Source organism: Marinovum sp. (genome assembly GCF_048263515.1).
Taxonomy (GTDB): Bacteria; Pseudomonadota; Alphaproteobacteria; order Rhodobacterales; family Rhodobacteraceae; genus Marinovum.
Window position 1 is genome coordinate 69,067 of record NZ_JBLXEC010000006.1, and the last position, 26,691, is coordinate 95,757.

At 66.0% G+C, this 26,691-nt stretch carries 26 protein-coding genes; 9 read left to right on the forward strand and 17 right to left on the reverse strand.

The features are described 5' to 3' along the window. Positions 1-37: 37 nt before the first annotated feature. The gene (gene uvrA / locus ACN0SE_RS07810; protein ID WP_417523951.1) at positions 38-2,923 is read left to right on the forward strand and encodes an excinuclease ABC subunit UvrA; all 2,886 of its coding nucleotides are present in this window, start codon (positions 38-40) and stop codon (positions 2,921-2,923) included. Between the two features lie 379 nt (positions 2,924-3,302). On the opposite strand, the gene ACN0SE_RS07815 is transcribed toward uvrA, so the two are convergent. From ACN0SE_RS07815 to ACN0SE_RS07855, 9 genes are all read right to left on the reverse strand, one after another. Beyond that, entirely contained in the window at positions 3,303-3,650 is a 348-nt protein-coding gene (locus ACN0SE_RS07815; protein ID WP_417523952.1) for a hypothetical protein, read from the reverse strand. A 1-nt stretch (position 3,651) separates the two neighbouring features. Next, positions 3,652-4,755: a hypothetical protein gene (locus tag ACN0SE_RS07820; protein WP_417523953.1), complete on the reverse strand. Its 1,104-nt coding sequence runs from the start codon at positions 4,753-4,755 to the stop codon at positions 3,652-3,654. Positions 4,756-4,849: 94 nt separating this feature from the next. Continuing rightward, on the reverse strand, positions 4,850-5,722 hold the full coding sequence (mmsB, locus tag ACN0SE_RS07825) for a 3-hydroxyisobutyrate dehydrogenase (RefSeq protein WP_417523954.1): 873 nt from the start codon (positions 5,720-5,722) through the stop codon (positions 4,850-4,852). Continuing rightward, a complete protein-coding gene (locus tag ACN0SE_RS07830; RefSeq protein WP_417523955.1) occupies positions 5,719-6,765 on the reverse strand; it encodes an enoyl-CoA hydratase/isomerase family protein in 1,047 nt (348 codons plus the stop codon). Before ACN0SE_RS07830 ends, mmsB begins: the two co-directional genes overlap by 4 nt. Then, positions 6,762-7,904, reverse strand: coding sequence for an acyl-CoA dehydrogenase family protein (locus tag ACN0SE_RS07835; protein ID WP_417523956.1), 1,143 nt, complete (start codon positions 7,902-7,904; stop codon positions 6,762-6,764). The genes ACN0SE_RS07830 and ACN0SE_RS07835 overlap by 4 nt, the downstream gene beginning before the upstream one ends. A gap of 207 nt (positions 7,905-8,111) precedes the next feature. Continuing rightward, positions 8,112-8,759 (reverse strand): DUF2161 domain-containing phosphodiesterase, encoded by a 648-nt coding sequence (locus ACN0SE_RS07840; protein WP_417523957.1) that lies wholly within the window; start codon positions 8,757-8,759, stop codon positions 8,112-8,114. After that, positions 8,756-9,883, reverse strand: coding sequence for a carboxylate-amine ligase (locus ACN0SE_RS07845; protein ID WP_417523958.1), 1,128 nt, complete (start codon positions 9,881-9,883; stop codon positions 8,756-8,758). Before ACN0SE_RS07845 ends, ACN0SE_RS07840 begins: the two co-directional genes overlap by 4 nt. A gap of 87 nt (positions 9,884-9,970) precedes the next feature. Next, positions 9,971-10,372: a hypothetical protein gene (locus tag ACN0SE_RS07850; RefSeq protein WP_417523959.1), complete on the reverse strand. Its 402-nt coding sequence runs from the start codon at positions 10,370-10,372 to the stop codon at positions 9,971-9,973. Between the two features lie 278 nt (positions 10,373-10,650). Beyond that, positions 10,651-12,150, reverse strand: coding sequence for a CoA-acylating methylmalonate-semialdehyde dehydrogenase (locus tag ACN0SE_RS07855; protein WP_417523960.1), 1,500 nt, complete (start codon positions 12,148-12,150; stop codon positions 10,651-10,653). Positions 12,151-12,254: 104 nt separating this feature from the next. Between ACN0SE_RS07855 and ACN0SE_RS07860 the strand changes: the two genes are divergently transcribed. From ACN0SE_RS07860 to coaD, 3 genes are all read left to right on the forward strand, one after another. Then, entirely contained in the window at positions 12,255-13,151 is an 897-nt protein-coding gene (locus tag ACN0SE_RS07860) for a LysR family transcriptional regulator (RefSeq protein ID WP_417523961.1), read from the forward strand. Positions 13,152-13,224: 73 nt separating this feature from the next. Further along, on the forward strand, positions 13,225-13,662 hold the full coding sequence (locus ACN0SE_RS07865; RefSeq protein ID WP_417523962.1) for a CBS domain-containing protein: 438 nt from the start codon (positions 13,225-13,227) through the stop codon (positions 13,660-13,662). A gap of 98 nt (positions 13,663-13,760) precedes the next feature. Beyond that, positions 13,761-14,255: a pantetheine-phosphate adenylyltransferase gene (gene coaD / locus ACN0SE_RS07870; protein WP_417523963.1), complete on the forward strand. Its 495-nt coding sequence runs from the start codon at positions 13,761-13,763 to the stop codon at positions 14,253-14,255. A 53-nt stretch (positions 14,256-14,308) separates the two neighbouring features. On the opposite strand, the gene ACN0SE_RS07875 is transcribed toward coaD, so the two are convergent. The 3 genes from ACN0SE_RS07875 to ACN0SE_RS07885 all read right to left on the reverse strand — a co-directional run bounded on the left by ACN0SE_RS07875 (position 14,309) and on the right by ACN0SE_RS07885 (position 16,206). Then, complete coding sequence (locus tag ACN0SE_RS07875) at positions 14,309-14,473, reverse strand: hypothetical protein (protein ID WP_417523964.1); 165 nt, start codon at positions 14,471-14,473, stop codon at positions 14,309-14,311. Between the two features lie 478 nt (positions 14,474-14,951). Further along, positions 14,952-15,953, reverse strand: coding sequence for a type I glyceraldehyde-3-phosphate dehydrogenase (gap, locus tag ACN0SE_RS07880; protein WP_417523965.1), 1,002 nt, complete (start codon positions 15,951-15,953; stop codon positions 14,952-14,954). A gap of 109 nt (positions 15,954-16,062) precedes the next feature. After that, positions 16,063-16,206 (reverse strand): hypothetical protein, encoded by a 144-nt coding sequence (locus tag ACN0SE_RS07885; protein WP_417523966.1) that lies wholly within the window; start codon positions 16,204-16,206, stop codon positions 16,063-16,065. A gap of 132 nt (positions 16,207-16,338) precedes the next feature. Here ACN0SE_RS07885 and ggt point away from each other — a divergent pair, with 132 nt between their 5' ends. Continuing rightward, positions 16,339-18,132, forward strand: a complete 1,794-nt coding sequence (ggt, locus tag ACN0SE_RS07890; RefSeq protein WP_417523967.1) for a gamma-glutamyltransferase — start codon at positions 16,339-16,341, stop codon at positions 18,130-18,132. Here the strand turns inward: ggt and ACN0SE_RS07895 are convergent. The 3 genes from ACN0SE_RS07895 to gap (ACN0SE_RS07905) all read right to left on the reverse strand — a co-directional run bounded on the left by ACN0SE_RS07895 (position 18,044) and on the right by gap (ACN0SE_RS07905) (position 20,399). Continuing rightward, positions 18,044-18,652 (reverse strand): helix-turn-helix transcriptional regulator, encoded by a 609-nt coding sequence (locus ACN0SE_RS07895; RefSeq protein ID WP_417523968.1) that lies wholly within the window; start codon positions 18,650-18,652, stop codon positions 18,044-18,046. The two genes, ggt and ACN0SE_RS07895, sit on opposite strands and share 89 nt — an antisense overlap. Beyond that, the gene (locus ACN0SE_RS07900; protein WP_417523969.1) at positions 18,588-19,199 is read right to left on the reverse strand and encodes a cytochrome b/b6 domain-containing protein; all 612 of its coding nucleotides are present in this window, start codon (positions 19,197-19,199) and stop codon (positions 18,588-18,590) included. The genes ACN0SE_RS07895 and ACN0SE_RS07900 overlap by 65 nt, the downstream gene beginning before the upstream one ends. Positions 19,200-19,394: 195 nt before the next feature. Further along, entirely contained in the window at positions 19,395-20,399 is a 1,005-nt protein-coding gene (gap, locus tag ACN0SE_RS07905; RefSeq protein WP_417523970.1) for a type I glyceraldehyde-3-phosphate dehydrogenase, read from the reverse strand. Positions 20,400-20,601: 202 nt separating this feature from the next. Between gap (ACN0SE_RS07905) and ACN0SE_RS07910 the strand changes: the two genes are divergently transcribed. Both ACN0SE_RS07910 and ACN0SE_RS07915 read left to right on the forward strand, forming a co-directional pair. Then, positions 20,602-20,982, forward strand: coding sequence for a DoxX family protein (locus ACN0SE_RS07910; protein ID WP_417523971.1), 381 nt, complete (start codon positions 20,602-20,604; stop codon positions 20,980-20,982). A 37-nt stretch (positions 20,983-21,019) separates the two neighbouring features. Next, a complete protein-coding gene (locus tag ACN0SE_RS07915) occupies positions 21,020-21,985 on the forward strand; it encodes a DUF808 domain-containing protein (RefSeq protein ID WP_417523972.1) in 966 nt (321 codons plus the stop codon). A gap of 10 nt (positions 21,986-21,995) precedes the next feature. Here the strand turns inward: ACN0SE_RS07915 and ACN0SE_RS07920 are convergent, their stop codons facing one another. Both ACN0SE_RS07920 and tkt read right to left on the reverse strand, forming a co-directional pair. Continuing rightward, positions 21,996-23,261, reverse strand: a complete 1,266-nt coding sequence (locus tag ACN0SE_RS07920) for a cation:proton antiporter (protein WP_417523973.1) — start codon at positions 23,259-23,261, stop codon at positions 21,996-21,998. A 148-nt stretch (positions 23,262-23,409) separates the two neighbouring features. Beyond that, a complete protein-coding gene (gene tkt / locus ACN0SE_RS07925; protein WP_417523974.1) occupies positions 23,410-25,431 on the reverse strand; it encodes a transketolase in 2,022 nt (673 codons plus the stop codon). A gap of 225 nt (positions 25,432-25,656) precedes the next feature. Here tkt and ACN0SE_RS07930 point away from each other — a divergent pair, with 225 nt between their 5' ends. Then, a complete protein-coding gene (locus ACN0SE_RS07930; RefSeq protein WP_417523975.1) occupies positions 25,657-26,214 on the forward strand; it encodes a hypothetical protein in 558 nt (185 codons plus the stop codon). Then, positions 26,214-26,612: a cell division protein ZapA gene (locus tag ACN0SE_RS07935; protein WP_417523976.1), complete on the forward strand. Its 399-nt coding sequence runs from the start codon at positions 26,214-26,216 to the stop codon at positions 26,610-26,612. Before ACN0SE_RS07930 ends, ACN0SE_RS07935 begins: the two co-directional genes overlap by 1 nt. Positions 26,613-26,691 lie beyond the last annotated feature (79 nt).

Here is a 26,691-nt window from a genome sequence, read left to right on the forward strand (position 1 = left end):
TCCCCTATGTGTTAACCACTGCCGAAGGGGGCCTGGAATGCCGGAACTGAAACACATCGAGGTGCGCGGCGCGCGCGAGCACAATCTCAAGGGCATCGACGTCGATATCCCGCGCGATCAGCTTGTGGTGATCACCGGGCTGTCGGGCTCGGGCAAGTCCTCGCTGGCCTTTGACACGATCTATGCCGAAGGGCAGCGGCGCTATGTCGAGAGCCTGTCGGCCTATGCGCGGCAGTTCCTCGACATGATGGAAAAGCCCGACGTCGATCACATCACCGGCCTGAGCCCGGCGATCTCGATCGAGCAGAAGACCACGTCGAAGAACCCGCGCTCCACCGTCGGCACGGTGACCGAGATCTACGACTACATGCGGCTGCTCTTTGCCCGCGCCGGCACGCCCTATTCGCCCGCCACCGGCAAGCCGATCGAGGCGCAGCAGGTGCAGGACATGGTCGACCGGGTGATGGGCCTCGAGGAAGGCACGCGCGGCTATCTGCTGGCGCCGATCATCCGCGACCGCAAGGGCGAATACCGCAAGGAATTCCTCGAGTTGCGCAAGCAGGGGTTTCAGCGGGTCAAGGTGGATGGTGCCTTCTACGAGCTGGACGAGCCGCCGACGCTGGACAAGAAGTATCGCCATGACATCGACGTGGTGGTCGACCGGATCGTGGTGCGCGAGGGGCTGGAGACGCGGCTGGCCGACAGTTTCCGCACCGCGCTGGACCTGGCCGACGGCATCGCCATTCTTGAAACTGCCCCGCGCGACGACGAGGGCGAGCCGGAACGGCTGACCTTTTCCGAGAATTTTGCCTGCCCGGTCAGTGGTTTCACCATCCCCGAGATCGAACCGCGGCTGTTTTCCTTCAACGCGCCCTTCGGCGCCTGCCCGGAGTGTGACGGGTTGGGGATGGAGCTGTTCTTTGACGAACGCCTCGTGGTTCCAGACGCCACGCTGAAGATCTACGACGGCGCGCTGGCGCCCTGGCGCAAGGGCAAGAGCCCGTATTTCCTGCAGACCATCGAAGCGCTGGCCAAGCATTACGAGTTCGACAAGAACACCCGATGGAAAGACCTGCCGAAGTACATCCAGCAGGTGTTCCTGCACGGTTCCGGCGACGAGGAGATCGAGTTCCGCTATGACGAAGGCGGGCGGGTCTACCAGATTTCCCGCGTCTTTGAAGGCGTCATTCCCAACATGGAACGGCGCTACCGCGAGACCGACAGCAACTGGATCCGCGAGGAATTCGAACGCTACCAGAACAACCGTTCATGTCACGCCTGCGGCGGCTATCGCCTGCGCGACGAGGCGCTGGCGGTCAAGATCGGCCCTGCGGAGGACCCCGAGAAGCTGCTGCACATCGGCCAGGTGGTGCAGATGTCGATCCGCGAGGCGTTTGACTGGTGCAAGGAAGTGCCCGAGCATCTGAGCGCGCAGAAGAACGAGATCGCCCGCGCCATCCTCAAGGAGATCCGCGAGCGGCTGGGCTTTCTCAACAACGTCGGCCTCGAGTACCTGACGCTGAGCCGCAATGCAGGCACGCTGTCCGGTGGCGAGAGTCAGCGAATCCGGCTGGCCTCGCAGATCGGCTCCGGCCTGACCGGAGTGCTCTACGTGCTCGACGAGCCTTCGATCGGCTTGCACCAACGCGACAACGACCGGCTGCTCGGCACGCTCAAGAACCTGCGTGACCAGGGCAATACGGTGATCGTGGTGGAACATGACGAAGAGGCGATCCGCGAGGCGGATTACGTCTTCGACATCGGCCCCGGCGCCGGGGTACATGGCGGCCAGGTGGTGAGCCACGGCACGCCGGAACATGTCGCCTCCGACCCCAAGTCCCTGACAGGCCAGTATCTTTCCGGCCAGCGCGAAATCGCGGTGCCCTCCGAGCGGCGCGAAGGCAATGGCAAGTCGGTGACCGTGGTGAAGGCCACGGGCAACAACCTGCGCAAGGTCACCGCCGAGTTCCCGCTGGGCAAGTTCGTCTGCGTGTCGGGCGTGTCGGGCGGCGGCAAGTCGACGCTGACCATCGAGACCCTGTTCAAGACCGCCTCGATGCGACTGAACGGCGCGCGCCAGACACCTGCGCCCTGCGAGACGATCAAGGGGCTGGAACATCTGGACAAGGTGATCGACATCGACCAGCGGCCCATCGGGCGGACTCCGCGTTCCAATCCAGCGACTTACACCGGCGCCTTCACCCCGATCCGCGACTGGTTTGCCGGTCTGCCCGAGTCAAAGGCGCGCGGCTACAAGCCCGGGCGCTTCAGCTTCAACGTCAAGGGCGGCCGCTGCGAGGCCTGCCAGGGTGATGGCGTCATCAAGATCGAAATGCACTTCCTGCCCGACGTCTATGTCGAATGCGAGACCTGCAAGGGCGCGCGCTACAATCGCGAAACTCTGGAAATCAAGTTCAAAGGCAAGAGCATAGCCGACGTTCTTGATATGACGGTTGAAGAGGCGCAGGAGTTCTTCAAGGCGGTGCCCTCGATCCGCGACAAGATGGATGCTCTGATGCGCGTGGGGCTCGGCTACATCAAGGTCGGCCAGCAGGCGACGACGCTGTCCGGGGGTGAGGCGCAGCGGGTGAAGCTGTCGAAGGAATTGGCGAAGCGCTCGACCGGGCGCACGCTCTACATCCTCGACGAGCCGACCACCGGCCTGCATTTCGAGGACGTGCGCAAGCTGCTCGAGGTGCTGCACGAGCTGGTCGAGGGTGGCAATACCGTGGTGGTGATCGAGCACAATCTCGACGTTATCAAGACCGCCGACTGGATCATCGACATCGGCCCCGAGGGCGGCGACGGCGGTGGCAAGATCGTCGCCACCGGCACGCCCGAGAAGGTGGCCAAGGTCAAGGCGAGCCACACCGGCCACTACCTCGCGCCGATGCTGAAGCAGCGCAAGGTGGCCGCCGAGTAGGCTTGGCGTCGGTCAGGCTTGGTGCTTCGACGTCCCGGGCTTGACCCGGGACCTCGTGGTCAACGCTGGCGCAGTCCCTAGAAGTTTAGGTCCCGGATCGGGGTCCGAGACGCGTTGGTGTGGGTAGTGGACGTTAGTCGGAAAGTACGACGCGTCCCGGGCTTGACCCGGGCCCTCATGGTTCACGCCGGCGCGGCCCTGGTGGAGAGGTCCCGGATCGGGGTCCAGGACGCGTTGGTTTGGGTGGCGGGTGTTGGTCGGAAAGCGCGCCGCGTCCCGGGCTTGACCCGGGACCTCATGGTTCACGCAGACGCTGGCCATTGGCGTGGAGGTCCCGGAGCGGGGTCCAGGACGCGTTGGTGTGGGTGGCAGATGCCGCTCAGAACGCGCGGTTGGTCATGTGGGTGACGTCGGCGAGGATCTCGCGGCTGGCGCTGTCGGCGAGGTAGACCCGCCGGTCGACGCGGAAATACAGCGTGCCGTCGGTGACCGGGGGCAGGCCGTAGCGGCGGGTATTGATCATCACGTAATACTCGTCCGGCAGGATGTCACCGACCTCGAAAAGCGGCGGGCTGACGCGGGCCTGCTGGAACCGCTCGACCGGCTTTTCCGGTGCGATGACCCTGGCGGTCACGCATTTGCCGATGCTGATCCGGCACTCGGCAGCGGCGGGCAGGGCGGCGGCGAAGGTGATCGCCGCCGCGAGGGACAGGGTGAGGCGGCCCATGTCACCCGGCCTGAGCAATGGCCAGCGAGGGCGCCAGCGCCACGACTCGCAACAGCTGCAGCAGCTCGTAGCCTTCGGCTGGCAGCAGCAGAACCTCGCCGTCGACCATGGAGTAGTAGCGCTCGGTACCGGGATCGGGCAGGTCGTAGATCTCGAGCAGCTCGTTGTGGCCGATGGCAGCGGTCAGGTCGTCGGCCTCCACCTCGAACAGGTCGACGTCATCGAGATGGCGCAGCGAGCGGACGCGGACGTAGTTTTCCTCGTCGAGCAGCACCGGGCGGCCGTCGATCACCACGTATTTCGCGCCGGCGGGCGCCGGGTCGAGATCGAAGAGCGCGATGATGTCGTTCTGGGTCAGACCAAGGATGCGTTCGTTGATCAGCCGGCTTTCGTCGTCGCTGTCGCTGTCGCTGTCGGTGTCTTCGATGATCCGCGCGGTCTCGGTTTCCTCGACAATCCGCGCCTCGGTGGTGGCATCCGGGTCGAACTCGGGCAGGGTCACCAGCTCCAGCTCTTCTTCCTGGTAGCGGGTGTCGATAATGCGCTGGCTCTCGGTCAGGGCGACGCGCAGTTCTTCTTCGTCGCGCGAGGTCCATTCCTGGGCGGTCGCCTGGCGGTCGACCTGGCCCGGCGGCACGCAGGGCACGGCCTTTTTCGCCAGGCCCGGCGGGCAGTCAATCAGGATGTCGGCCAGACCGGCGGTGCCGAGCGCGGCCAGCGGGGCTGCAAGTGCGGCGAGGGCGGCGGTGGTGCCGTCGATCTCGATCTTTGCCTTGTCCTTGCCGTCCTTGACCTCGACTTTCACCTTGGACTTGTCGTCGTCGGACTTGATCTTGACCTTGGCCTTGCCCTCGGACTTGGCCTCTTTCTTGGCAGCCTTCTCGACCGCCTTGCGCGCCTTCTTGTGAGCCTTGGCTTTCTTCTTGGCGGCTTTCTTGGCCTTCTTGGCGCCCTTGTCCTTCTTGTCCTTCACCTCGACCAACAGCGCGTTGGGCGCGGTCTCGGTGAGCGTGGCGGTGGGGGCGAACTGGAACGGAGCGGCGCTGGCGGCGGCGGGAAGGCCGAGCGCGGCCGCGAGAATGAGCGGTGTGATGGTGCGGTGCATGGGAGCCTCGTCTGTTACCTGACAAGGCAACGCGCGCCGGAGGTGCATGTTCCGGCGCGCGGGATTTGGCGGCGTGTTTTCGCCGAGCGCCCGCCTAGCTGCGGTGGCGCGCCTCGAAGCGCGGCAGCATGGCCGAGAAATCCCGGCCCTTGCCGTCCTCGTTTTCGACGAAGGCAGCGTAGAGATCGCGCGCGGCCTGGCCCAACGGGGTGTCGGCATCGGCGGCCTCGGCGGCCTGTTGCGCCAGACGCAGGTCCTTGAGCATCAGCTCGGCGGCAAAGCCCGGCTTGTAGTCGTTGTCGGCGGGGCTTTTCGGGCCGACGCCCGGCGCCGGGCAATAGGCGTTCATCGACCAGCTGTAGCCCGACGAGGTCGAGACCACGTCGAACATCGCCTGCCGGTCGAGGCCCAACTTGTCGGCGAGGGCAAAGGCCTCGCAGGTGGCAATCATGGTCACGCCGAGGATCATGTTGTTGCAGATCTTCGCTGCCTGGCCATTGCCGGAAGGCCCGCAGAGCACGGCCTTCTGGCCCATGACGTCGAACAGATCCTTGACCGCGGCAAAGCCCATGTCCGAGCCGCCGACCATGAAGGTCAGCGTGCCGGCGGCCGCGCCGGTGACGCCGCCCGACACCGGCGCATCCAGCGGCTCGAGGCCGACGGCCTGGGCCTGTTCGGCCACGGCGCGGGCGCTTTCGACGTCGACGGTCGAGCAATCGAGAAAGACCGCGCCTTTTTCCATCGCCGGAATGATGTCATCCGCCACAGCGCGCAGGATCTGGCCGTTGGGCAGCATGGTGATGACCACCTGGGCGCCCTTGGCAGCCTCGGCGGCAGAGCCGGCCTTGGCCACGCCCTCGATCTCGACACCGGCGGTGTCGAAGCCGGTCACCTCGTGGCCGGCCTTGGCCAGGTTGGCGGCCATCGGTCCGCCCATGTTGCCCAAGCCTATGAATCCGATCTTCATTGCGCATCCTCCTCGAATGTCAGCCCGTCGTCGCCCAGCGGCCGCAGCATCGCGCTGACCCGGGCCGGTTTCAGCCCGCGCAGATCGTCGCTCCACGTCGGGGATTTGTCCTTGTCGATGATCGCCGCGCGGATGCCTTCGAGAAAGTCGCCATGCTCCATGGCGCGCGCGGTAAAGCGGTATTCGGTCTCGAGCGCGCGGCGGATGGTGCCGCCGGGGCCGCGCAGCCGGTGGATCATCTCCAGCGTCGCGCCCATCGCCAGCGGGCTGTTGCGGCTGAGCAGCTTGCGCGCCCCGGTGACGAATTCGCCGTCACCGGCCTCGAGGGCATTCAGTACGTCGAGCAGGGTCTCGCCGCCGAAATGGTCGTCGATCTCGGCCTGCTGTGCCTTGAGCGGGCTGTCGGGCGCAGGGCGCGCAGCGGCGTCGATCAGGGTCCAGTCGCCGGTCTCTTCCAGACGCGCAATCAGCGCCGGCCAATCGGCCTCGGGGATGTAGTAATCGGCAAAGCCCGCGTAAAGTGCATCGCCGGGGCCCATGCGCGCGCCGGTGAGGCCCAGGTATTCGCCCAAGCGCCCGGGGGCACGGGCGAGGATCAGGCTGCCACCAACGTCCGGCACCAGACCGATACCGCATTCCGGCATCGCCATGCGCGAGCTGTCACCGACCACCCGGTGCGAGCCGTGGCAGCCGACGCCGACGCCGCCGCCCATGGTGAACCCCTGCATGAAGCTCGCCACCGGCTTGGGGAATTCGAACAGCCGGGCGTTCATTCGGTATTCGTCACGCCAGAAGCGGCGGCCATAGTCGAAATCGCCGCGCCGCCCGGTGGCATACATCTCGGCAATGTCGCCGCCGGCGCAGAAGGCCTTTTCGCCCTCGGCGTCGATCACCAGCATGGCGACGTCGGGATCCTCGGCCCAGTCCTCGAGCGCGGCGTCGATCGCCAGGCACATCTCGTAGGTCAGCGCATTGAGCGCGCCGGGGCGGGTGAGGGTGATGCGGCCGGTGCGCCCGGCCTTGCGGATGGAAATGTCGCTCATCGGTTCTTCAGCAGGTTGCGGGCCACGATCACGCGCATGATCTCGTTGGTGCCTTCGAGGATCTGGTGCACCCTGAGGTCACGCACAAGCTTTTCGATGCCATAGTCGGCAAGATAGCCATAGCCGCCGTGCAGCTGCAGGCACTGGTCGACAACATTGCTGCCGGTCTCGGTGACGAACTTCTTGGCCATGGCGCAGAACGGCGTGGCGTCATGCGCGCCGGTGTCGAGCTTCCAGGCCGATTGCCGCAGGAACACCCGCGCGGCCTGCAGCGCGATCTCCATGTCGGCGAGGCGGAACTGCAGCGCCTGGAACTGGTCGATCGACTGGCCGAAGGCCTTGCGCTCGCCCATGTAGTCGAGCGTCAGGTTCAGACCGGTCTGCGCCGCGCCCAGCGAACACGCCGAGATATTGAGCCGCCCGCCGTCGAGCCCGGCCATGGCGTATTTGAAGCCCTGGCCTTCCTCGCCCAGCAGGTTCTCGGCCGGGACAAGGCACTCGTCGAGCTGCACCTGCCGGGTGGGCTGGCTCTTCCAGCCCATCTTGTCCTCGAGCCCGCCAAAGCTGAGCCCTTCGGCGCCGTCCTCGACGATCATCGCCGAGATGCCGCGCGGGCTGTCATCGCCGGTGCGGCACATGACGATATAGGCGTCGGAATAGCCGCCGCCGGAGATGAAGGCCTTGGTGCCGGTGAGGCGATAGCCCTCGTTGGTCTTGGTCGCGCGGGTCTTCAGCGCCGCCGCGTCAGAGCCGGAGCCGGGCTCGGTCAGGCAATAGGAGAAGACGGTCTCCATCGACAGCGCCTTGGGCAGGACCCGGGCCTTGAGCGCGTCGGAGCCGAAGGTGTCGATCATCTTAACGCACATGTTGTGGATCGACAGGAAGGCCGCCACCGACGGGCAGGCCATGCTGAGCGCCTCGAACACCAGCGTTGCATCGAGCCGCGACAGGCCGGAGCCGCCGCTGTCTTCCGACACGTAGAGCCCGCCAAAGCCCAGCTCGCCGATCTGCGGCCAGAGCTCCTTGGGAATGGTGCCGTCCGCTTCCCATTGGCGGGCGTGCGGAGCGATGTGCTCCTGCCCGAAGGCGTGTGCCATGTCGAAGATGGCGGTCTGTTCCTCGGTGAGTGCAAAGTCCATGTCGCGGCGCTCCCCCTTGCCGTGAATTGAATGCCTGTTCAATTATCGGCAAGAGGGGGCGATTTGCAAGCAGAGATTTGTGCCACAGAGGGCTGTTCCGTACTGACGGGATCGGGAGGGCCGGGCAGGCGGCTCTGCCCGGCTATCGACACGGCGATCGTGAGCAGTCGGCCAAGACTGCGGTGCCGGCACGCTGTCGAGGCGACCTCAGAGGGCCTTCTGCCCTTGGGGGGTAAGCTGATAGACGCCCCGGCTGACCCGCTCGAACCAGCCGTAATGATCGGCGGCCATGATCTGCGTGGCGGTGGCGACGCCGGTGGCGGCGCGCACGTCGGCGCCTTTCGAGGGGCCATGGCTTTGCAGATGCACGGCGATCTTGACCGCATCCTGCCGATAGGCGGTGACCAGCGGCCCGGTGCGGGCGGCGCCGCCGAGATTCGGATCGCCCTCGCGGCGGGCAAATTCGCGCAACAGCCGGGTCTTGCGGGTCTTGACCCGGCGCGGCACGAAGGGCGCGGGGTCGAGGTGGATCTCGGTATGGCCATCGCTCAGCCGCACGGTGATCAGCCCCAGACCCAGCCGCCGGCAGAGCGCCTTGTTCTCCTTGAGCGCGCGCAGGAAGCGTTTGCCGGTGAGCCGCGGCACGGCGATATAGACGAAATCGGTGATCGACTGCCGCGCCACCGCCTGGTGAAACAGGGTCAGGGCAAAGCCGGTTTTCAGCTCGACGATCACCGGGTCGTCGTCGCCCGCGCGCAGGGCCACGACATCGGCAGGCCCGATCTCGGCCTTGACGGCATAGCCCTGCGATTCCAGCAGCGCCTTCACATGCGGGTAGAGCTCGGTTTCCTTCACAGGTCGGCCTGATACTCCTCGATCAGGTGGCTGACAACCGCGCGCATCTGCGCATCGCGGTCGGCGCCCGCCGCCTCGGCCGCGGCCTTGACCGCGCGCTGCCGGATCGACGAGGTGCCGCGGTCGAGGATGGTGCGCATATGCGCCACCTCCCTGGTGCAGTCCAGCGCCTCGGCATCCTCGGCCAGCAGGTCGATCAGCTCTTCGGTCAGCTCGGCCATCGGCACGATCTCGCCCCGGCCGAAGTCGATCAGCCCTTCCTCGATGCCGTAACGCTGCGCCCGCCAGCGGTTCTCCGAGATCAGGAAGCGGTCGTAGATCCGCCAGCGCTGGTTGCGGGTGCGCAGCCGCCAGAGCATGCGGTGCAGGCACTGGATCACTGCCGCCAGCGCCAGCGTGTCCTCCATCCGCGGGCAGACATCGCAGATCCGGGTTTCGAGCGTGGGGAAGCGGTGGCTCGGGCGCAGGTCCCACCAGATCTTGGTGCTGTCCTCGATCAGCCCGAGGTCGACCAGCGCCTTGACCGAGCGTTCGTATTCATCCCAGGACGACAACTGCGGCGGGAGGCCGGTGCGCGGCAGGTTGTCGAAGATCGTCAGCCGGTAGGAGCTGAGCCCGGTATCCTCGCCCTGCCAGAAAGGCGAGGAGGTCGAAAGCGCCAGCAGATGCGGCAGGAAGTAGCTGATCTGGCGCATCAGGTCGGCGCGCAAGGCGTTGTCGTCGAGTCCGACATGCACATGCATGCCGCAGATCAGCATCCGCCGCACCACGCCGCCCAGGTCCTGCCGCAGCTGGTGATAGCGCTCCTTGTCGGTGTGATGCTGGGTCTTCCAGTCGGCGAAGGGATGGCAGGAGGCGGCAATCGGCGCGGCGTTGTATTTCGCGGCGCAGTCGGCAATCGTCCGGCGCAGGTGGCTCAGGTCCTCGCGGGCCTCGCCCACGGTCCTGCAGACGCCGGTGCCGATTTCGATCTGGCATTGCAGGTACTCGGGGCTGACCTGATCGGCCAGCGCCTGCTTGCAATCGGCCATCAGCGCGTCGGGCACCTCGACCAGCGCCAGGCTGTCGCGGTCGACCAGCAGGTATTCCTCTTCGATGCCGATGGTGAAATCGGGTGTGGCCATGGCTGCGATCCCTTCCGCCGGCTGATGCGATCGATCCGAGCCTGCCACAACCCGCCGCCGGGGCGCAATCTGAACGCGCGGTTGGCGTCAGGGAATGTGCAGCTGATCCTCGCCCCGCCCGAGATGCGCGGCGGCGTCGGCGCGCTGGCGAAAGACATCGGCGGTGATGCCGTCATAGCCCTGCAGCATCGTCAGGTACATCCGCGCCATGCCAAAGGCGACGTCACCCGGCGCCCAGACGGCGACACGCGCGGCGGTGCTTTGTTCGTAGAAGCTGGCGCGCGAGCGGGTGGTGCTCATCACCTGGGTGAAGCTCAGATCGAGGCTTTCAAGGCCTGACAGGTCGCAGAACACGTCCTGATCGGGCCGGCGCCGCGGCTCTTCCGCCAGGGCGGTCATCATCTCGGCCATTCCGGAGGCGGTGACCCGCCCCTGCAAGCGCAACAGAAACAAGCGCTCGGTCTCGTCAAAAGCATACGTGTAACTCATTACCGTTCCCCGAGCTCGCCAGTGGGTCACCTGGACGGGATTGATGCAGACAGGGGCAGGGGAAAACGCAGAGCGCTTTCGCACAATCAGCAATGCCCATTGAAAACGTCTGGGTTAACCGGCAGTTGGAGTGAGCAGTAAACCGACTTTAACGGTATTTCTCGTGGAGCGGCAATTAAATTCCGCGGAAAATACAAACCGCCGGGGAAAGATGGTGGAAATGCAAGAGGGGCGGCTTGCAAGCCGCCCCTCCCGTGAATTTTAATAAATGGCTTGGATCAATCCATCGCCTTGAAGTTGAATTCTCCGCCTTCCTTGATCCCCGAGAACCAGCGCGCCGTGACGGTCTTGGTCTTGGTGTAGAAGCGGAAGGCATCAGGACCGTACTGGTTGAGATCGCCGAAGGCCGATTTCTTCCAGCCGCCGAAGGTGTGATAGCTGAGCGGCACCGGGATCGGGAAGTTGATGCCGACCATGCCGACGTTGACCCGGTGGGCAAAGTCGCGCGCGGTGTCGCCGTCGGCGGTGTAGATCGCCGTGCCGTTGCCGTAGTCGTTGTCGATGATCAGGTTCAGCGCATCCTCGTATGTCTCGGCGCGGACTGTCGAGAGAACCGGGCCGAAGATCTCTTCCTTGTAGATATCCATGTCCGGGGTGACGTTGTCAAAGAGCGACGGGCCGACGAAGAACCCATCCTCATAGCCCTGCAAGCTGAAGCCGCGGCCGTCGACGGCGAGCGTCGCGCCCTGATCGACACCGCTGTCGACCAGGCCGTTGATCCGGTCTTTCGCTTGGGCGGTGATCACCGGGCCGAAATCGACGTCGTCGCCGGCGGTATAAGGCCCGACCTTGAGCTTCTCGACCCGCGGCACCAGCTTTTCGATCAGCGCGTCGGCGGTTTCCTTGCCGACGGGGACCGCGACCGAGATCGCCATGCAGCGTTCGCCCGCAGCGCCGTAACCGGCACCGACCAGCGCATCGGCGGCCTTGTCGAGATCGGCGTCGGGCATGATGATCATGTGGTTCTTGGCGCCGCCGAAGCACTGCGCCCGCTTGCCGTTGGTGCAGGCGCGGCCGTAGATGTACTGGGCGATCGGGGTCGAGCCGACAAAGCCCACCGCGGCGATGGTGTCGTTGTCGAGGATCGCGTCCACGACTTCCTTGTCACCGTTGACCACCTGCAGCACGCCATCGGGCAGGCCGGCCTCTTTCAGCAGTTCCGCAAGGCGCAGCGCGGTCGAGGGGACGCGCTCGGACGGCTTGAGGATCATCGCGTTGCCAGAGGACAGCGCCGGGCCCATCTTCCACAGCGGGATCATCGCCGGGAAGTTGAACGGCGTGATGCCGGCCACCACGCCCAGCGGCTGGCGCATGGAATAGAGGTCGATGCCGGGGCCGCCGTCATTGGTGTGCTCGCCCTTGAGCATGTGCGGCGCGCCCATGCAAACCTCGATCACCTCGAGCCCGCGCTGCACGTCGCCCTTGGCGTCGGGCAGGGTCTTGCCGTGTTCCTTCGAGACCAGCTCGGCCAGTTCGTCCATGTGCTCGTTGATCAGCTGGCCGAATTTCATCATCACCCGGGCGCGGCGCTGCGGGTTGGTGGCGCCCCAGCCTTTCTGCGCTTCGGCGGCCTTTGCCACCGCTTCGTCGAGCTCGGCCTTGCTGGAGAGCTTGACCTGGGCCTGAACTTCGCCGGTGGCGGGGTTCATCACGTCGGCGGTGCGCGACGAGCTGCTCTCGACCATCTCGCCGTTGATGTAATTCTTGATCACGTTCATGGGATCCTCCTCGGGGTTCGTTGCGCGCAGCTTAGTCTTGCAAATTCGCCATGGGTAGCGGCAATGTGTCAAAGGTGTTTTGCAATAATGCAAAGGGTGAATGCATGGATCCCTGGGATGATTTCCGCGTTTTCCTGGCGGTGGCGCGGCAGGAAAGCCTGTCAGCAGCGGGTCGCGCGCTCAAGATCGATCCGGCCACGGTCGGCCGCCGGGTGGCGCGGCTCGAGCAGCGGCTGGGCCAGCCGCTCTTTGCCAAGTCGCCGCAGGGCTATGCGCTGACCGATGCCGGCCAGAGGCTGCTGCCGCATGCGGAGCAGGCCGAACAGGCCACGCAAGGGGCCGTGGAGGCTTTGGCGGGGGCGGCCGAAGGTCTGACCGGACAGATCCGCATCGGCGCGCCGGACGGGTGTGCCAACTTCCTGCTGCCGCGGGTCTGCGCCGCGCTGTCGCGCGACAACCCAGAGCTCGAGATCCAGATCCTCAGCCAGCCACGCGTGGTCAACCTGTCCAAGCGCGAGGCGGACCTCGCGATCTCGGTCAGCCCACCCACGGCCGGGCGGCTCAGTGTTCAGAAGATCGCCGACTACCGCCTGCATATCGCCGCCTCTGAAGAGTACCTTGCCGAGCGGCCGCCGATCCGCACGCCCGCAGACCTCTCGCAGCACCGGATCGTCGGCTATATCGCGGACATGATCTTCGATCGCGAACTCGACTACCTGTCGGAACTGGGGCTCGACCAAGTGCACCTGGCGTCGAACTCGGTCTCGGTGCAGCTCAACTGGCTGCGCCAGGGTGGCGGGGTCGGGATCGTGCATGACTTTGCGCTGCCCTTCGCGCCAGAGTTGCGCAAGGTGCTCGACCACGAGATCTCGCTGACCCGCGCCTTCTACCTGGTGCGCCATGCCGACGACCGGCGGCTCGACCGGATGAACCGCTTTGCCGCCGCGCTGGTGGCGGAAATGCGCGACGAAGTGGCCCGGCTCGAGGCTCTGGCAGAATAAGTCTTTAGGATTGCTTGACAGAAGAAGGCCTTGGGGGAAAGCTGAGGGGAACACGCAAGGCAAGGAGCACGTGATGCTGGTCCAGCAAATTCTCAAGTCCAAGGCAGATACGACGGTCTTCACCGTGTCTCCGGGCACCCTGGTCTCGGAGGCCGTGGCCATCCTCGCCGAAAAGCGCATCGGGACGGTGATCATCTCGGATGACGGCGGCAAGACCGCGTCGGGCATCCTGTCGGAACGCGACGTGGTGCGCGAGCTGGCCAAGAACGGCCCCGCCTGCCTGTCAGACAAGGTCGAGGATCACATGACCAGCAATCTCGAGACCACCACCCGCGACGAACAGGCCGACAACGTGCTGGCCCGGATGACCGAAGGCCGCTTCCGCCACATGCCGGTGGTCGAGGGCGGGGCGCTGGTCGGGCTGATCACGCTGGGCGACGTCGTCAAGGCGCGGCTGTCGGAACTGGCGATGGAGAAGGACGCGCTGGAAGGCATGATCATGGGGCATTAGGTCCAAGATCGCGACGCGATCCGAGGATGCGGTTGACTTTGCGCCATCCGGCGCGGCATTCATCCGCCCAGTGACACGACCCGAACGGCGGACCTTCCATGCGCATCGGCCTTTATCCCGGCACCTTCGACCCGATCACCGAAGGCCATATCGACATCATCCGCCGCGCGACCGTTCTGGTCGATCGGCTGGTCATCGGCGTCGCGATCAACCGCGACAAGGGCCCCTTGTTCACGCTCGAAGAGCGGGTGGCGATGATCGAGCGCGAATGCGCCGTGTTGTCCGAGCAGACTGGCGTCGAGATCGTGGTGCATCCCTTCGAGAACCTGCTGATCGACTGCGCCCGCGATGTCGGCGCCGCGGTGATCGTGCGCGGCCTGCGGGCGGTGGCGGATTTCGAATATGAATTCCAGATGGTCGGGATGAACCGGGCGCTCGACGATTCCATCGAGACGGTCTTTCTGATGGCCGAGGCGCGGCATCAGGCGATTGCCTCGAAGCTGGTCAAGGAAATCGCGCGGCTGGGCGGTGACGTGAGCAAGTTCGTCACACCGGCGGTGCATGACGCCCTGACCGAGCGCTTTTCCAAATAAAAACGCCCCAGGGTGGCCGGGGCGCGGGGTCTTTCAGGCTGCGGTGTGACGCATCAGGCGCCATAGACCGCCCGCGCCGCGATCCGATCTGCATCGAACCGGTCGATGTTCAGGTCTTCGGCAATCTCGCGCGGCAGGTTGCGGAGTTCACTGGCAGTGCGACGGTAGGCCAGGTGTTTCTGGACGCGGGCGCGCAGGGTGGTGATGTTCTGTGTCATGTGACGTTCCTTGGTTTGATCTGTCTGGCGCGTCTCTGCGCCGGTTACAGGAGGGATATGGGGGGTATTGCCAACGGAACAATCGCCGGGGCTGCATTGCCGCTATGCATCAGGTGCACGGGGCAGGGCGTTGGTCTGCAAGGGAAAATCCGGCTGGTTCGGTTCAGGCGCGGGATCAAGGCCGCAGGCCGGCGGGCCATTGCCGATGCGCCCCCCGGCACGACGATTGGTTAAACGTCAGCGCATCACTCATTCAATGCGCGCCAGTGGCCGGGATAAAATGCGCAGACCCAAAGTTGGCTCGCCGCACCGCGGCCCGTCGATGGCGCGTCTTGTGCCCTAGGTCTGACGCCCCGGCGCGGAACAAGGCCGCAGGCCGCCGCCCCGCGGCCCGGTGATGGCGCGGCTCATCTCTCAAAACGAAACCGCCCCCGCAGGCGACCTGCGGGGGCGGTTCCTCACTCGACAGGTGTCAGCCTCAGATCAGCTTGCCCATCGCAACGGCGGTATCGGCCATGCGGTTGGAGAAGCCCCATTCGTTGTCATACCAGCTCAGGATCCGCACCATGGTGCCTTCCATGACCTTGGTCTGGTCGCAATGGAACACCGAGGAATGCGGGTCGTGGTTGAAATCCGACGACACCAGCGGCTTGTCGGTATAGCCGAGGATGCCTTTCAGCGGGCCGTCTGCCGCCGCGCGGATCGCGTTGTTGATCTCTTCGACCGAGGTCTCGCGCGCGGCCTCGAAGGTCAGGTCGACAACCGAGACGTTGGGCGTCGGAACCCGGATCGCCACGCCGTCGAGCTTGCCGTTGAGCTCGGGCAGCACCAGACCCACGGCCTTGGCGGCACCGGTCGAGGTCGGGATCATCGACAGCGCCGCGGCGCGGGCGCGGTAGAGGTCCTTGTGCATCGTGTCCAGCGTCGGCTGGTCGCCGGTGTAGCTGTGGATCGTGGTCATGAAGCCGCGTTTGATGCCGATCTCGTCGTTCAGCACCTTGGCCACCGGCGAGAGACAGTTGGTGGTGCAGGACGCGTTCGAGACGATCAGGTCGTCGCCGGTCAGCGTGTCGTGGTTGACGCCATAGACGATGGTCTTGTCGGCATCCTTGCCCGGCGCCGAAATCAGCACCCGCGAGGAACCATTGTCGAGATGCGCCTGGCAGGCCTCTTTCGAGGTGAAGATGCCGGTGCATTCCAGCACGACATCGACGTCTTTCCAGGGCAGGTCGGCAGGGTTGCGCTCGGCGGAGACGCGCATCTTGCCGCGGCCGACGTCGATCCAGTCGTCACCGGTGGTCACCTCGGCCGGGAAACGGCCGTGCACGCTGTCGAATTGCAGCAGGTGCGCATTGGTTTCGACCGGGCCCAGATCGTTGATGGCCACGACTTCGATGTCGGTCCGGCCGCTTTCGATGATGGCGCGCAGAACGTTGCGGCCGATGCGTCCAAATCCGTTGATGGCAACTTTAACAGCCATGATAATCTCCTAGCTTCGCGCAAAGTGGCAGGGCAGACGGGGCCGCCCGACGATTCCGGTTTCCGTTAACGCTAACAAACTCATTTGGCCTCCAGAGTCAACGCCGGCCTCAGCGCCAGAAGGCGACCCAATCCAGCAGCGTCAGGAATTTCTTGGCCAGAAACAGAAAGTTCTCGGTGCCGGTCAAGGCATAGGTCGCCCCGATGGCGACCAGAATGGACAGTCCCAGATAGAGGGCAATTCGGTTTGTCATGGCGACCGGCTCCGCTTTGCGGTCAGCCTGCCGCAAGGTGACGCACGGGGCAACCGGCAAATTTGGCACTAGGCGCATCAGCGGATCGGTGGCACCCTCTCAGGTATATTTGATCGCTTCGAGGATACCGTCATGAGAGATTTTATCGGCGCCCTGGCGCTTGCCTCCCTTGCCGCGCTGCCGGCTCTGGCCCGGCAGGCCACCGACGACGTCGCCCCAGAGGCCGAGGTCGAGGTTTCCACCGCCTTCGAGAGCCTCTCGGCCGAGGCCCGGGCCGCGATGGAGGCCAAGTCCGCCGGCCAGCCGGTCACGGCGCAGGACTGGATGGTGGTGGCCGCCAACCCGCTGGCGGTCGAGGCCGGGGCAGAGGTTCTGGCCAATGGCGGCACGGCAGCGGATGCCATGGTGGCGGTGCAGGCGGTTCTGGGGCTGGTCGAGCCGCAATCCTCGGGCCTCGGCGGCGGTTCCTTCCTCGTCTGGTATGACGGCCAGAGCGGCCAGATCACCACGCTCGACGGCCGCGAGACCGCGCCGCTGGCCGCCACGCCGCGGCTGTTCCAGACCGCCGAGGGCGAGCCGCTGGGCTTCTTCGATGCGGTGGTCGGCGGGCTCTCGGTCGGCACGCCGGGCACGCCGCGGCTGATGGAGGTGGCGCATCGCCGCTGGGGCAAGGCCAACTGGGGGGACCTCTTCGGGCAGGCCATCGTGTATGCCACCGAAGGTTTCCCGGTCTCGCCGCGGCTGGCCGAGCTGATCGCCGCCGATGCCGACCGGCTGGGCCGCTTCCCGGACACGGCCGAATATTTCATGCCCGAAGGCCGCCCGCTGGTCGAAGGCAACATCCTGTTCAACAACGCCTATGCCGACACCCTGCGCCGGATCGCCGAGGGCGGGGCGGATGCCTTCTACACCGGGCCCGTGGCCGAGGACATCGTCGCCACCGTGCGCAATGCCGAGGGCAACCCCGGGGTGCTTTCGACCACCGACTTGGCGCTCTATCAGGTCAAGGAGCGGCCGGCGGTCTGCGTGCCCTACCGCGCGCATGAGGTCTGCGGCATGGGGCCGCCGTCGTCCGGCGCGCTGACCGTCGGGCAGATCCTCGGGATGCTGGAGCATTACGACCTGGCCGCGCTTGGCGCCGAGTCGGCAGAGGCCTGGCGGCTGATCGGCGATGCCTCGCGTTTGGCCTTTGCCGACCGTGGCCGCTACATGGCCGACAGCGATTTCGTGCCGGTGCCGGTGGGCGGGCTGGTCGCCGCGCCGTATCTGGAGGAACGCTCCAAGCTGCTGTCGGGCGACGATGCCCTGCCAGAGGTCAGCCCCGGCACGCCGGAATATGACCACGCGCTGCTTTGGGCCGATGACGAGAGCCTCGAGCTGCCCTCGACCTCGCATATCTCGATCGTCGACAGCATGGGCAATGCGCTGTCGATGACCACCACCATCGAAAACGGCTTCGGCTCACGACTCTTCGTGCGGGGCTTCCTGCTCAACAACGAGTTGACCGACTTCTCCTTCCGCACCCATTCCGACGGCATGCCGATTGCCAACCGGGTGGCGCCGGGCAAGCGGCCGCGCTCGTCGATGTCGCCGACCATCGTGCTCAAGGACGGTGCGCCGGTGCTGGTGACCGGCAGCCCTGGCGGCAGCCGGATCATCGGCTACGTGGCGCAATCGATCATCGCGGTGCTCGACTGGGGGATGGACGTGCAGCAGGCGGTGGCCATGCCGCATCTGGTCAACCGCTTCGGCACCTATGACGTCGAAGAGGGCACCACCGCGGCCAATCTGACCACCGCGCTTGAAGAGCTGGGTTTCGAGGTCAGTGCCCGCGGGCTCACGTCAGGCCTGCATGCGATTTCGCTGGGCGAGACCCTGTCTGGCGGGGCGGACCCGCGTCGGGAAGGTATTGCTCTGGGGCAGTGACCTCCGGCGCCCCCGCGCCATTGAGAAGCGGCGCCTGCATCAGGTCTTCGATCAGCAGACTGAGCAGCGCGCCGCGACCGGCCACACCGGCCTTGCGATAGATCGCGTTGAGCTGCGATTTGACCGTTCCCTCGGCCGAGCCACGATGGCCGGCGATCTCGGGGATGGTCAGCCCCTTGAGGGTGAAGAGCGCCACGTCACGTTCCGCCGGGGTCAGCGCCCAGGCCTCGAAATGGCGCTCCATGACCTCGTGCAATTCTCCGGCGGCAATGCTGACCTGGCGTTGAAGCGCGCTCTGGCTCTGCAGCAACATGCGCAGGTAACGCAGCTGGAAGAAGATCGCCAGAACCAGCGTCAGGGTGATCAGCGCCTCGGGGATGAAATCGGCCTCTCCGGGCGCGCGCCAGCCTTCGGTCCAGGCGTCGTAGAGGATATCGCCGACGAAATACCCGACGCTAAGGATTTGCGCCAGGATTGCCAGCGCGAGGGTGCGCGGCCGTTGGGTCGAGGTCAGGGCCATTGTCCCAGTATAGGTCATCGGGCAGGGGTTTGACACCGCTCAGCACCGCCCAAACCAGGTTGACCCGGTAGTGCAGGCTGGCCCAGAGGAGACCGGCCATATAGGCGGCGAGCGTGACGGCGAACACCAGCGTCAGGGCCTCGTGCAGCGGCTCCAGCGTCGTCTGCGCGCTCATCGCCATCGCCGCACCGCTGAGCACCAACAGGGCCAGCGTTGCCAGCAGGACAAGGCTCATGGCCGCGCCGATGGGCGAGGGTCCGAGGTCGTAGCGCTTCTCACTCTGCATCAGGTCGGCGATCTGGAGGCGGATCTCGTCGCGCCCGGGCCAGAGCGCCGCCAACGACGCGCTGTGCGGTCCCACCAGCCCCCAGAGCAGCCGCAGGATCAGGCAGAGCCCGAGGGTGGCCCCGGCCAGCATATGCGCGCTGCCATCGTCCTCGGTGACAAGGGCGGCGAGGGTGCTGGCGATCAGCACCCAGCGCAGCGCCAGCTGCAGAGGGTCGCAGGTGCGAAAGGCTCTGGTCGGCGAAAGGAGGGCATGCGGCATGGGGCGTCCTGCGGATGGGGTCTGACACTGCCCTGACACTGCCGTGTGACAGTTTCATGAGACATCACCCAAAGAGGCAAAATCACCGGCTATAACTTTGGTTCACCGCCGGGTTTCCGCCCTGACCCCGGCACCCACGCATGAAAAAGCCCGCCGGAGCAACCGGCGGGCGTCATCAGTCGTGCTGAGGGAAAATCAGTGCAGCAGCCGGCCCATGGCGGCGGCGACATCGGCCATGCGCACCGAAAAGCCCCATTCGTTGTCGTACCAGGCCAGCACCCGTACGGTGCGGCCGCCGACAACCTTGGTCTGGTCGGGGGCAAAGATCGAGCTTTGCGGCGTGTGGTTGAAATCGATGCTCACCTTGGGCTCGGGGTCATAGCCCAGCACCGCGCCCATGTGGCCGGCAGCGGCCTCGCGGACGATCTCGTTGACGTCTTCGACGGTGACATCCTTGCCGGCCTCGAAGGTCAGGTCGACGGCCGAGACATTCGGCGTCGGCACCCGCATCGCGGTGCCGTCGAGCTTGCCCTTGAGGTTGGGCAGCACTTCGCCAAGCGCCTTGGCCGCGCCGGTCGAGGTCGGGATCATCGCCATGGCGGCAGCGCGGGCGCGGTAGAGGTCCTTGTGGCGGCGGTCCAGCGTCGGCTGGTCGCCGGTGTAGCTGTGGATCGTGGTCATGATGCCGCGCTCGATGCCGATCGCCTCGTCCAGCACCTTGGCCAGCGGCGCCAGGCAATTGGTGGTGCAGGACCCGTTCGAGATCATCGTGTCGCCGGGGATCAGGTCGCGGTGGTTGACGCCGTAGACCACGGTCTTCTGCACGTTCTTGGCCGGCGCCGAGATCAGCACCGATTTCGCGCCGCGCTTCTTGTGGACCTCGGCCTTGGCGCCGTCGTTGAACTGGCCGGTGCATTCCAGCACCACGTCGCAGCCCGACCAGTCAAGCTCGGAGGGATCATAGGTCGAGAACATCTCCATCGGGCCGCGGCCGAGGTCCATGGTGCCATTGGCGACCTTCACCTCGCCGGGGAACCGGCCATGGATGCTGTCATAGCGCAGAAGGTGTGCCGAGGTCTCGAGCGGGCCGGTGGCATTGATCTTGACCACCTGCACATCATTGCGCGCGCTTTCGGCGATATGCGCCAGCGTGCAGCGGCCGATGCGGCCAAATCCGTTGATCCCGACAGTGACAGTCATCCGATTTCTCCTGCGCGTTTCCTTGCGGGTGGTGATACCGAGCAGGCGCAGCATGTCAAAGGGAAATGCCAGTATTTCCAATGTGATAGCGTTAACCGTGGCGGCTGGGCGCATGGTGGCGCTAACCTGTTTGCGCTATCCCGCCATGGTGGCGATAACATCGGTCGCGGGACATTTCAGGCGGCGCGCTAGGTTGCCGGGGATGAGGACTCACCTGGACAATCTCGCCGTGTTCATCGGCCGCCTGCTGATCGCCGCGCTGTTTCTCGGCGGCGCGGTGCAGAAGGCGTCGAGCCCCGAGGGTGCGATGGCCTTGCTCGCAGGTTGGCAACTGCCCGTCTGGCTGATCTGGCCGGCGCTGGTGTTCAATGCGCTGGCGGGTATCGCGCTGCTTCTCGGCGTCTGGACCCGGCCGGTGGCCTTCCTTCTGGCGGCTTACTGCGGCGTGACCTCGGTCTTTCACTACCTGCCGGAGGACCCCTGGCAGATGACCATCTTCGTCAAGAACTGGGCGATTGCGGGCGGTTGTCTGGTGCTTGCGGTGCACGGACCGGGGGCTTGGGCCTTGCAGAGGGGCGGCTGACCTCTACATTGCCCCCCAGGCTTTGCGGGAGAATGACATGAGCGGGTTGCTGGCGCTGTTGGACGATGTGGCGGGAATTGCCAAGGTGGCGGCGGCCTCGATCGATGATATCGCGGGGCAGGCGGCCAAGGCCGGGGCCAAGGCCGCCGGCGCGGTGATCGACGATGCCGCGGTGACGCCCAAGTACCTCACGGGGTTCGAGCCGGCGCGCGAACTGCCCATCGTCTGGCGCATCGCGCGCGGCTCGCTGATCAACAAGCTGGTGTTCCTCTTGCCCGCCGGTCTGGCGCTCTCGGCCTTTGCACCCTGGCTGATTGCGCCCTTGCTGATGCTGGGCGGGGCCTACCTCTGTTTCGAGGGGGCTGAGAAGCTTGCCCATGCACTGGGCTTCGGGGCCGAGCATGGCGGGCCGGACGGCAGTCACCTGAACAAGGACCCGGCGCATTTGGAAGAGGAAAAGGTCAAGGGCGCGATCAAGACCGACTTCATCCTCTCGGCCGAGATCATGACCATCGCGCTGGCCGCGATCCCGCCCAGTTCCTTCTGGATGGAGGCGGCGACGCTGGCGACGGTGGCGGTGGGCATCACGCTGGCGGTCTATGGCGCGGTGGCGCTGATCGTGAAGGCCGATGATCTGGGCATCCTGATGGCCGCCAAGGGCCGGCTGAGCCTGACCCGCGCGCTGGGCCGCGGCATCGTCGTGGCAATGCCGTACTTCATGAAGCTGCTGATGGTTGTGGGCACCGCCGCGATGCTCTGGGTCGGTGGCTCGATCATCGTGCACGGGCTGGCCGAGATGGGCTGGCACGGGCCGGAAGAGGTGATCCACCACTACGCCGTGGCCTTTGCCGACATCGGCCCCGAGAACTGGCGCGGGGCGCTGGAGTGGATCGGCAAGGCGGCAATCGACGGCCTGCTGGGGCTGGCGCTTGGGGTGGTGCTGATCCCGGTCGGCACCAAGGTGATCGCGCCGGTCTGGAACCGGGTGTTCAGCAAGGCCTGAGACGCGGCGCTCAGGCCGCGTCCTCCTCGGCCTCTTCCTTCGACAGGTCCTCGATTGCCATGGCCGAGGTGAAGCCATGCAGCAGGGTCGAGATCAGGATGGTGAAGCCCACCAGCGCCCAGAGCCGGTGCTCGTCGAGGAACTCGATCTTGCCGGCGGCATAGGCCAGGTAATAGATCGAGCCGATGCCGCGCACGCCGTAGATCGCCACCACCCAGCGATCCCGCCCCTTGATCCGCGTGCCCAGCAATGACAGCCAGCCGATCAGCGGCCGCACCAGCAGGATCAGTGCAAGCGCAATGCCGGCATCGGTCCAGCTCAGACCGGTCAAGAGCGCCGGCAGCACCGCGCCGAGGCCCACCAGCAGCACCGCGGTCAGCGCATGTTCCAGCGCCTGGGTGAAGTCGTGCAGGCGGCGGTGGAAGTCGTGGTCGGCCTCGATCCGGCGCAGGGTCAGGCCCATGACCGCCACGGCAATGAAGCCGTAGCCTTCGACCAGTTCCGTGCTGCCATAACACAGCAGCACCCCGGCCAGCGCCACCACGCCAGAGGCGGTGTCGGCCAGCGTCCGGCCGCGCGGGAGCACAAAAAGCACCTGGCCCAGCGCCCAGCCGCCGGCCGCGCCCATCGCCACCCCGGCGGCAATGCGCCAGCCCACGTCCTGCAACAGCCATTCCAGCCCCCAGTTGCCGATCAGCGTGCCCTGCGCCGCCACGGCGAGGCCCATGTAGACAAAGGGAAAGGCCAGCCCGTCGTTCATCGCCGCCTCGGTGGTCAGGGCAAATCGCACCGGGTGTTCGCCACCTTCGAGCGGCGGGCCGACCTGAACGCCGCCGGCCAGAACCGGGTCGGTGGGCGCCAGCACCGCGCCCAGAAGGATCGCGGCGGCAATGGTCATGCCGGCAAAGACATGGCCCATGACAGCCACGGCAAGGATGGTCAGCGGCATCGCCACCGCCAGAAGCCGCACGGTGGGCGCCCAGCGGCGCAGCGAAGACAGGTTGTCGATCCGCAGACCGGTGGCAAAGAGCGCGATGATCACGGTCAGCTCGGCGACGATCTCCCAGGGGTGGGGATTGCTGCGCGGATCGGGCAGGGCGGGCAGGCCGGGCACCACGGCAAAGGCCAGCATGCCCAGCAGGATCAGCAGCCCCGGCGCGGCCGGTTCCCGGCGTGTCACCCAGCGCGGCAGCCAGTGGGCCAGGATGATCACCCCGCCGATCGCCGTAAGCAGGAAGTGATATCCGGAGAGCCCGAAAAAGCCGCTGTCGTTCATGGGTCGAACCTCGTGCTGAGAAACGGCCACGCACGGAACGCACGGGGGCCTTCCGCAAACAAACGGGCCGGGAGCGCTTGCAGTTCCCTGCGCCGCTCCCGGCCCGTCATGGTGTGTCGGCCCCCGAGAGGGGCCGGAGCGCCGTGGATCAGCCCAGCAGAGCCTTGACCTTGGCCACCACCGCATCGGCGGTGATGCCGAAGTGCTCGTAAAGCTCCTCGGCCGGGGCGGAGGCGCCGAAGCTGTCCATGCCGACGAAATCGGCCTTGGCCTCGCGGCCGCGCTCGCCCAGCAGCCAGCGATCCCAGCCGCCGGCGCGCAGGCCGGCCTCGATGCCGACGCGGACCGGGCCGCCTGGCAGAACGCGCTTGCGATAGCTCTCGTCCTGCTGCGCAAAGAGCTCCATGCAGGGCATGGAGACGACGCGCACGCCGATGCCCTCGGCCTGCAGCGCCTCGCGCGCCTTGAGCGCGATCTCGACCTCGGAACCAGAGGCGATCAGGATCACCTCGCGCTTGCCTTCGGCATCGGCCAGCACATAGGCGCCCTGAGAGACCATGTTCTTGGTCTTGTGCTCGGTGCGCACGGTCGGCAGGCCCTGACGGGTCAGCGACAGCACCGACGGCGTCTTCTGCTGGGTCAGCGCGATTTCCCAGGCCTCGGCGGTTTCCACCGTGTCGGCCGGGCGGAACACCAGCGTGTTGGGCGTGGCGCGCGAAATCGCCAGATGCTCGACCGGCTGGTGGGTCGGGCCGTCTTCGCCCAGACCGATGCTGTCATGGGTCATGACATAGACCACCGGCTGCTGCATCAGCGCCGACAGGCGCATCGCGGGGCGGGCATAGTCGGTGAAGCACATGAAGGTGCCGCCGTAGGGGCGCACGCCGCCATGCAGCGCCATGCCGTTCATCGCCGAGGCCATGCCGTGTTCGCGAATGCCGTAATAGACATAGCGGCCGCCCCGGTTGTCGACGTCGAAGGTGCCGAGATCGCCGGTCTTGGTGTTGTTCGAACCGGTCAGGTCGGCCGAGCCGCCAATGGTTTCGGGCATGATCGGGTTGATCACCTCGAGCACCATTTCCGAGCTCTTGCGAGTTGCCGCCTTGGGCTTTTCCTCGCTGACCTGCTTCTTGAGCGCCTTGATGGTGGCCGAGAGCTTCTTGGGCGCCTCGCCAGTCATCTGACGCTCGAATTCCTTCTGCTTGGTGCCCGAAGCGGCGGCAAGACGCGCTTCCCAGTCACCACGCGCCGCGGCGCCGCGGCTGCCGATCTCTTCCCAGGCGGATTTGACGTCGGCGGGCACTTCGAAGGGACCGTAGGGCCAGTCGTAGACTTCCTTGGCAGCCTTCAGCTGCTCGGGATCGGTCAGCGCACCGTGGCCCTTGGAGGTGTCCTGCGCGGCATGACCCAGCGCGATGTGGGTCTTGCAGGCGATCATCGAGGGCAGGTCGGATTTCTTGGCGGCGGCGATGGCGGCGTCGATTTCCTCGGGGTTGTGACCGTCGATCTCCTGAACGTGCCAGCCGGCGGCCTCGAAGCGGGCCTTCTGGTCGGTGCGGTCGGACAGCTCGACCTTGCCGTCGATGGTGATGTTGTTGTCGTCCCAGAAGACGATGAGCTTGGACAGCTTCTGGCGCCCGGCGAGGCCGATGGCCTCGTGGCTGACGCCTTCCATCAGGCATCCGTCACCGGCGATCACATAGGTGTAGTGGTCGACCAGCTTGGCACCGAAGCGGGCGCGCAGATTTTCCTCGGCCATGGCGAAACCGACCGAATTGGCAATGCCCTGGCCTAGCGGGCCTGTGGTGGTCTCGATCGCCTTGGCGAGGAAGTTCTCCGGGTGACCGGCGGTCTTGGCGCCGAGCTGGCGGAAGTTCTTGACCTGGTCGAGGGTGATCTCGGCGTCGCCGGTGAGATAGAGCAGCGAATAGAGCAGCATCGAGCCGTGGCCGGCCGACAGGATGAACCGGTCGCGGTCGGGCCATTCGGGGTTGGCGGCGTCGAATTTCAGGTGCTTTTCGTACAGGACGGTGGCGACGTCGGCCATGCCCATCGGCATGCCGGAGTGCCCGGAATTGGCCGCATGCACCGCATCGAGGGTCAGGGCACGGATCGCCGCCGCTTTCTTCCAATGGTCGGGATGAGCAGTTTTCAACGCGTCGATATCCAAGGGGGCGTTCCTTCTGTGCTGTGGTTGACTGCTGAATAGCAGCCGTTCCGCAGAGTTCAAGGCGGCGTGAACTCTGTCTTGTAAGTGCTTGATGTCAATCGGGGCGCATTTTTCCACAGGGTTGGCTAAACTCGGCCGGAATGACCCCTCGCAGTGATTCGCGGGGGGCAAGGCATGGGGTGCCGCAGGCAACGGCCTTGGCGGCAGAAAGGAAAGGCAGCAGGTATGGCCGACATCGAGGAGTTGCAGCGCAGATTGACGGCTGCGATCGACCGGATCGGAACAGGGGTGGAGCAGCTTGACGCTGCCGCACAAACGCCCGCCGACACGGTGGATATCGAGGCATTGCAGGCAAGGGTGAGCGCGGCCGAGACCGCGCTCGAGGAAGAGCGCATCGCCGGTCAGCAGCGCGAGGAACGGATCAAGGCGCTGCACGCCAAGCTCGAGGACGCCGAGGCGACAGTCACGGCGCAGCGCGCCCGGATCGAGGATGCCGAGGCCACGGTCAAGGCGCGGATGGACGCGCAATCCGAGGCGACCGCCCAGGTCGATCTCGAATTGCAGCGCCTGCGCAAGGCCAACGAGCAGCTGCGCGCCAACAACCGCGCCCTGCGCGACGCCAACAAGGCGGGTCTTGCCGATCCGCATCTGATCAACACCGGCATGATCGCCGAGCTCGAGGCGCTCAACGCCGCCCGCTCGGCCGAGACCGCCGAGGCCGAGGCGATTGCCGCGGCCTTCAAGCAGCTTCTGCCCGGTGACGCCAAGAGGGAGGACGCCTGATGCCCGAAGTTTCGATCACCATCGGCGGACGCAGTTTCGACGTTGCCTGCCAGCCCGGTGAAGAGCACTTCCTGCACGCCGCCGCCGGCATGCTGGACACCGAGGCGCGGGTGCTGTCCGACCAGATCGGCCGCCTGCCTGAATCGCGGATGCTGCTGATGGCCGGGCTGATGCTCGCCGACAAGACCGCCGGGCTCGAGGACAAGGTGCGCGAGCTCGAGGACAAGATCGCCGAGCTTGGCGCCGAGACCGAACGCCTGCGCAACGCGCCTTCGCCCGAGCCCGAGCGCATCGAGGTGCCAGTGGTGCCCGGCGCCGTGGTCGACACCCTCGCCGAGCTGGCCGCTCGGGCGGAAGCGGTGGCCGATCAGGTGGAAGCGAAAGCGCGGGCTGATTGACGGTGGTGCTGTCCCGGACCTAATCCGGGACAGCACCGTCTGGCAGGAGGCCCCGGGTCAAGCCCGGGGCGGCGGTGAA

Bases quoted from the DNA above. Each gene is read 5' to 3' on its own strand.
- uvrA (WP_417523951.1), top strand. From the start codon at position 38: ATGCCGGAACTGAAACACATCGAGGTGCGCGGCGCGCGCGAGCACAAT.
- ACN0SE_RS07815 (WP_417523952.1), bottom strand. From the start codon at position 3,650: ATGGGCCGCCTCACCCTGTCCCTCGCGGCGGCGATCACCTTCGCCGCC.
- ACN0SE_RS07820 (WP_417523953.1), bottom strand. From the start codon at position 4,755: ATGCACCGCACCATCACACCGCTCATTCTCGCGGCCGCGCTCGGCCTT.
- mmsB (WP_417523954.1), bottom strand. From the start codon at position 5,722: ATGAAGATCGGATTCATAGGCTTGGGCAACATGGGCGGACCGATGGCC.
- ACN0SE_RS07830 (WP_417523955.1), bottom strand. From the start codon at position 6,765: ATGAGCGACATTTCCATCCGCAAGGCCGGGCGCACCGGCCGCATCACC.
- ACN0SE_RS07835 (WP_417523956.1), bottom strand. From the start codon at position 7,904: ATGGACTTTGCACTCACCGAGGAACAGACCGCCATCTTCGACATGGCA.
- ACN0SE_RS07845 (WP_417523958.1), bottom strand. From the start codon at position 9,883: ATGGCCACACCCGATTTCACCATCGGCATCGAAGAGGAATACCTGCTG.
- ACN0SE_RS07850 (WP_417523959.1), bottom strand. From the start codon at position 10,372: ATGAGTTACACGTATGCTTTTGACGAGACCGAGCGCTTGTTTCTGTTG.
- ACN0SE_RS07855 (WP_417523960.1), bottom strand. From the start codon at position 12,150: ATGAACGTGATCAAGAATTACATCAACGGCGAGATGGTCGAGAGCAGC.
- ACN0SE_RS07860 (WP_417523961.1), top strand. From the start codon at position 12,255: ATGGATCCCTGGGATGATTTCCGCGTTTTCCTGGCGGTGGCGCGGCAG.
- ACN0SE_RS07865 (WP_417523962.1), top strand. From the start codon at position 13,225: ATGCTGGTCCAGCAAATTCTCAAGTCCAAGGCAGATACGACGGTCTTC.
- coaD (WP_417523963.1), top strand. From the start codon at position 13,761: ATGCGCATCGGCCTTTATCCCGGCACCTTCGACCCGATCACCGAAGGC.
- ACN0SE_RS07875 (WP_417523964.1), bottom strand. From the start codon at position 14,473: ATGACACAGAACATCACCACCCTGCGCGCCCGCGTCCAGAAACACCTG.
- gap (WP_417523965.1), bottom strand. From the start codon at position 15,953: ATGGCTGTTAAAGTTGCCATCAACGGATTTGGACGCATCGGCCGCAAC.
- ACN0SE_RS07885 (WP_417523966.1), bottom strand. From the start codon at position 16,206: ATGACAAACCGAATTGCCCTCTATCTGGGACTGTCCATTCTGGTCGCC.
- ggt (WP_417523967.1), top strand. From the start codon at position 16,339: ATGAGAGATTTTATCGGCGCCCTGGCGCTTGCCTCCCTTGCCGCGCTG.
- ACN0SE_RS07895 (WP_417523968.1), bottom strand. From the start codon at position 18,652: ATGGCCCTGACCTCGACCCAACGGCCGCGCACCCTCGCGCTGGCAATC.
- ACN0SE_RS07900 (WP_417523969.1), bottom strand. From the start codon at position 19,199: ATGCCGCATGCCCTCCTTTCGCCGACCAGAGCCTTTCGCACCTGCGAC.
- gap (WP_417523970.1), bottom strand. From the start codon at position 20,399: ATGACTGTCACTGTCGGGATCAACGGATTTGGCCGCATCGGCCGCTGC.
- ACN0SE_RS07910 (WP_417523971.1), top strand. From the start codon at position 20,602: ATGAGGACTCACCTGGACAATCTCGCCGTGTTCATCGGCCGCCTGCTG.
- ACN0SE_RS07915 (WP_417523972.1), top strand. From the start codon at position 21,020: ATGAGCGGGTTGCTGGCGCTGTTGGACGATGTGGCGGGAATTGCCAAG.
- ACN0SE_RS07920 (WP_417523973.1), bottom strand. From the start codon at position 23,261: ATGAACGACAGCGGCTTTTTCGGGCTCTCCGGATATCACTTCCTGCTT.
- ACN0SE_RS07930 (WP_417523975.1), top strand. From the start codon at position 25,657: ATGGCCGACATCGAGGAGTTGCAGCGCAGATTGACGGCTGCGATCGAC.
- ACN0SE_RS07935 (WP_417523976.1), top strand. From the start codon at position 26,214: ATGCCCGAAGTTTCGATCACCATCGGCGGACGCAGTTTCGACGTTGCC.